This window comes from Syntrophales bacterium (assembly GCA_030655775.1).
Lineage (GTDB): Bacteria > Desulfobacterota > Syntrophia > Syntrophales > JADFWA01 > JAUSPI01.
On sequence record JAUSPI010000104.1, the window covers coordinates 1 to 4,644 of the forward strand.

Genomic DNA, 4,644 nt, shown 5'->3' on the forward strand with positions numbered 1-4,644 from the left:
CTGTAACCCGGCTCATCCCGATGACCTCTTTTTCCATCTCTTTTTTCCGGCTCGCATCCATTTCTTCAACAGCTTTAGGAGGCCTGAATTCCTTCACAGGTATTCCCTTTGCCTCAAAAGTGCAGGCTGAAAGAGACAAAACAAACAGGCCCGCAATAACGGCCAAAAATATATTTCGTATTCCGTAGATCATCTTGCAATTCCCCACCAAACTGATATTGTATTTCGTAACAGTTTACGGCTGCCGGTTTACAGTTTACAGTTTTCCCAATGTACTATGCAAGCTTTGAATTTTACATAAATATTTTAAATAGTCATTTCCGCCTGGCTGTCGTCCTGGGACAGGTCGCTTCGCTCCTCAGAACGACACCACGTGGACTTTTTACGAATGTATCATAATTAGAATTATTGAACAAATTAATCTTGAATTTAAATACGTAACCATACTAACATAGTAAAATATTTTTTTAGCAAATCCTGAACAGGTCTAAAAACTCTGTGGAAGGGATTCTTCGGCGCCCAAAACATTTTTGAGGCATATCACATGGTTAGACTTTCCGACATCATTAAAAACAAACCAATTAAAGAAGAACCGATTCAAAAGCCCGAGAAGGTTGAAAAAAAATCCAGGCCTTTCCGTCTCAGCGATTTAGAAGGGCAAGGGTTATCAACGGGCAAGAAACCCGCGTCTGCAGAGGCCGCAATTCCGGAACCGGAAAAAGAAACAGGGGAAATCGGGGAAATTTATTCAAACTTCCGGAATTATATCAATGAAGTCAGGGCAAGTATTTTAGACAACAAGCCATTCAAGGTCGACCCCGCCCTCATTCTAATCAACAGGATCATCAGCACACCGGAGATGATCAACGAGCTTTATCAATCATCCATCCATTTCGGGCACGAAGAAGTCTACACCATTCCCGGATCGATCAACACACTCATATCTGCGCTCAAAATCGGCAGGGGTATGGAGTATTCAAAAACGCAACTTCTTGAACTGGGATTAGCCGCATTGCTTTATGATGCGGGAATGCTCAAAATTCCCGGAAGCATACTCGAAAAAAAGGGAAGGTTAACCGAATCCGAGGTGGCTATCGTCAGAAAACACACAGAGACAGGAAGGAATATATTGTTCCCATTTAAAGATGATTACCCCTGGCTCCCGCGGGTGGCATATGAACACCACGAAAGGGAAAATGGCCAGGGCTATCCCCGTGGAATTAAAGGAGATGAAATCTGCGAATATGCAAAAATAACGGGCATAGTCGACACCTACGAAGCCATGACCCACAATCGCGCGCATAGAAAGGCAATGATCCAAAATGTTTCGATCAGGGAATTAATCCTGTCCAAAAATCTTATGTTTTCCCCAAAGATAATTAAGGCATTTATCAAGGAAATATCTCTTTATCCAATAGGAAGCTACGTAACTCTCAACAATAAGGCCGTAGGCATGGTCGTACGCACCGATGAAAAAAATCCCATGAAGCCGATTGTCAGACTGCTTTTTGACGGCAAGGGCAACGCCCCGACTGAAGAGGTTATAATAAAGTTGAGTGAAAACCCTCTGATCTATATTGTGGATGGCGTCTCCGAAGAGGAAATCCCGCACAGACCCTAATGCTTTTTTGCCATGTTAATAAGCTGACAGACTCTCTTCAGGTAGAGCTCCCAGACTTTGAGCTCTCGAGAAGACGCAAAACCCTGTCTCAATATTTCCGGCCTTGGAAACAGTGTCTCAAGGATGGAGTAAATCCGCGCCCATAATCCCCTGTCGGGGGAAAAGAGAAAAAGGGCGGCCCATTTTGGCAGGGGTCCCTTTTTTAGCCTCTCTTTCAGCAATTTTTTTTCCAGGAAGTTGAGTTCCCCCAACTTCAGGGCCCGGCTGACTTCCTGTGGGAAGGGAAAACCAAATATATGGCGGATCAGGAAAAAGATATATGAAACAGATTTTTCCTGGCCCATATACCGGACTCGATCAATGAGCGCCTCCCAGTCAGGCTTCTCCCAGCCGGCGAGCAGACTCTTGATATCCACCAGCCAGATCAGTCTTTCTGCATTGTGCTTAAGCGCGTGAAGGCTCAAGATTATAACCTGATCATATTTGTTTAAAGACAGGACTTCCTCGCCCTCAAAGTCCATGCTCCGGGCATTCGTATAGAAATGACTCTGTCCCCGGGCAAGAATAAACTTTCGCGCCCCAATGCGTTCAGCCCCGAGAATGTGAAAGTGAAGATCAATGGTTGTGCGCCCCCTTCGGAAAGTACCCGGATAAACCGGATCGCTCCGGTAGCCCAGGGCAGTCAGTGTCCGGATAATTTCCCTGTGATCCCTGTCAAGTATCCAGAGATCGATGTCGGTTAGTTGCCTCAGGCCGATATCGCGATAGACCTGTTTCAAAAGAATTATCCCCTTCAGAGGGACAACCTTTATCTTTTTCTGGTTGAGCCGGTGCAGGATCTCTTTAAAATCATGGATCAGCTTGAGGTTAAAAACAACATTTCCGTGGTAAAGGTTTCGAAGCGTTTCTCGCTGCTTCTTATCGAGGATATCCGGCAGATTTGATTTGGTGAGATTTTTATATAGGAGACCAGCCACCCCTTCGTCAAAGGCCGTGCCGATCAGATGGTCCACGTCCATGCACCTGAGCATGAGGCGCTGCAATTTTTGCTGTTGATATGAGTCAGGATATAACTCGGCTGAACAGGCCAGTATTTTCTGTTCAAGAGAAATCATTCAATGATGCCTCACCCCGTCTGATGCATGCACCCGGTTGAGGGAGAGATGCCTCATCCACAAAGAGGCGAAAGGGCCGCCGGATAAACCACTCGTTCTTGCCCGGCAGCAGGCGCCCGATCACATGTCCGGCCATGAGAAGCTGAAACTCCACTCCGTCGGAACGGTTAAAAGAAAGAACCCGCATACGCATTCCATCCGGCAACCATCGCCTGAACAGTCCCGCTTTAGCCAAACGATGATAGGCAGGATTCAGAAAGGAAGATATCACCGAATCGATGTTGCAGAAAAATCTGACTGCGGACGCATATAACAGGCCCCTTGTTCCACCATATATTGCCAGAAGCCGATTCCCCCTTCGCGCGCGGACTACACGCCCGACAATACGATCAGGGCTTAGTGACCAAGGGTCGGCATCGTTGTTATTGTCGCCCCGTGTTATTAACCCATGGTCGGAGATGGAAATAACCCTGTGAGCAACCATGTCGTTGCTGCCCGGTGGGGAAAATACGATGACATCTCCACGTCGAATCTGATCACCTTCGCCCGGCGATACATGCATTATGTCGGACGCCTTTAAAACAGGGTACATGCTTGAGCCGGTGTAAACCATCTTTTTGGGGGCATATCCGGTCATGTCAGAGAACCTTTTCCATCTCGTCCCAGAAACAACCATTAAGGCTGTTTCGGAGAATATAAGCTGGAATGGCCCTGGCCATATCACTCGCGTTATCAAAGATTTTCTTCTTTATGTCTGTCTTTTCTTTCATATCCATGTGCCACCAGACTGGATTAATTGCCTCCGTGCAGGAATCATTAATACGCACAGCCGCCTGTCCCCGGCCTATGGGAACAACTTTATCGGAGGCGGCCTGTTCTATAAAAAAAATCGCGGCAAGGGGGACATGATATTGGATATTCCAGTTCTGTTCTGATTCCCGCCAGAGGTGATCGCTCCAGGTGGGGACGGGGTGAGCCAGGTATCTGTTTTGATCATCCAGCACGACAAGGGACTGATCGTCACTCAAGACATGCCGGTCAGGAGGAAGGCGGCGAGACAGGGTGGATTTTCCGGCGCCTCCCTGACCGGCAAGCAACACCCCTTTTCCGTTTCGCTCTACGAGGGCCCCATGCAGAATAAGCCCCCCCGAGTCAAACGATCTCAAGTATATGCCGTAAAGGGCGGTCCACATTTTTACAATGTCAACCCTGTGACTGCGGGCATGACTGATTTCACAAACAATGTCCGGTAGTTCGTTATGCGTCCAGAGTCTGAGCGCCCCGAAATCCACGCCACTCCATCCGCCAGTTGGAAGATCTGTCTTTATCTTCGAGAATATGAGTGGATTCAGCTCGACACATTCGTCTTTCTTCCAATGCCCCCGGACAAAGAACATCCTGATACTGCTGCAGCTCATATCCCGATCGTCAGGATCCAGTCCAATAATCGTGGCGAATTTTTCTACCCACAACCTTGTATCCGGCGTAGCTATAAAGGACCAGCAGATGCCGTTGCCCAGTTTCAGAGCGAATCCCGTGTTGGATGTTTTACCCTTCAAACTCGACCTCGTTTTCAGTCCCTGAACTGTCGGAATTGTTCAGCGCTGGGAGGGAGGAGAGGGAGGGTTTGCTTGACTCCCAAGTCTACACCTGCCTGCGGCAGTCGCTCCCATTTCGCATCTGCCTTGCGCGACTGACCCATTTATGCATTTTCCTGTGGCGGGCCCTCCGACACTCGATCCGAGGCTGCACGCAGCAGCGGAAGCTCCCGACTTACAGCTACCAAGAGTGCCCTCGGCCCTGTCTTCCAGGGCAAAATCTATCAGGAGAGGTTTTTCATAATTCATGGCATTTCCTCCTTTTTTAAACGTGTCTCCGAAAAGAGCCCCTTGCTGTTTGCTTCATGGC

Annotated in this window: 6 protein-coding genes; 1 reads left to right on the top strand and 5 read right to left on the bottom strand. The window is 48.1% G+C overall.

What is annotated here, in order from left to right; translation table 11 throughout:
• Nucleotides 1-193: hypothetical protein (locus Q7J27_05510; GenBank protein MDO9528603.1), on the bottom strand; the 193-nt coding region annotated here is incomplete at its 3' end.
• A 351-nt stretch (nt 194-544) separates the two neighbouring features.
• On the opposite strand from Q7J27_05510, the gene Q7J27_05515 reads away from it, so the two are divergent.
• Nucleotides 545-1,621, top strand: coding sequence for an HD domain-containing phosphohydrolase (locus tag Q7J27_05515; GenBank protein MDO9528604.1), 1,077 nt, complete (start codon nt 545-547; stop codon nt 1,619-1,621).
• On the opposite strand, the gene Q7J27_05520 is transcribed toward Q7J27_05515, so the two are convergent.
• Genes Q7J27_05520 through Q7J27_05535 form a run of 4 tightly spaced genes read right to left on the bottom strand, consistent with a single transcriptional unit; the run spans nt 1,618 to nt 4,583 of the window.
• Nucleotides 1,618-2,736 carry a nucleotidyltransferase family protein gene (locus Q7J27_05520; protein ID MDO9528605.1) on the bottom strand — a complete coding sequence of 373 codons (1,119 nt, stop codon included), beginning with the start codon at nt 2,734-2,736 and terminating at the stop codon, nt 1,618-1,620. The two genes, Q7J27_05515 and Q7J27_05520, sit on opposite strands and share 4 nt — an antisense overlap.
• A complete protein-coding gene (locus Q7J27_05525) occupies nt 2,723-3,373 on the bottom strand; it encodes a signal peptidase I (protein MDO9528606.1) in 651 nt (216 codons plus the stop codon). Before Q7J27_05525 ends, Q7J27_05520 begins: the two co-directional genes overlap by 14 nt.
• A gap of 1 nt (nt 3,374) precedes the next feature.
• Nucleotides 3,375-4,295, bottom strand: a complete 921-nt coding sequence (scmC, locus tag Q7J27_05530; protein MDO9528607.1) for a SynChlorMet cassette protein ScmC — start codon at nt 4,293-4,295, stop codon at nt 3,375-3,377.
• A 39-nt stretch (nt 4,296-4,334) separates the two neighbouring features.
• Nucleotides 4,335-4,583, bottom strand: coding sequence for a hypothetical protein (locus Q7J27_05535; protein MDO9528608.1), 249 nt, complete (start codon nt 4,581-4,583; stop codon nt 4,335-4,337).
• Nucleotides 4,584-4,644 lie beyond the last annotated feature (61 nt).

Excerpts from the sequence above, each read along its gene's own strand:
- Q7J27_05515 (MDO9528604.1), top strand. The coding sequence starts at position 545 with ATGGTTAGACTTTCCGACATCATTAAAAACAAACCAATTAAAGAAGAA.
- Q7J27_05520 (MDO9528605.1), bottom strand. The coding sequence starts at position 2,736 with ATGATTTCTCTTGAACAGAAAATACTGGCCTGTTCAGCCGAGTTATAT.
- Q7J27_05525 (MDO9528606.1), bottom strand. The coding sequence starts at position 3,373 with ATGACCGGATATGCCCCCAAAAAGATGGTTTACACCGGCTCAAGCATG.
- Q7J27_05535 (MDO9528608.1), bottom strand. The coding sequence starts at position 4,583 with ATGAATTATGAAAAACCTCTCCTGATAGATTTTGCCCTGGAAGACAGG.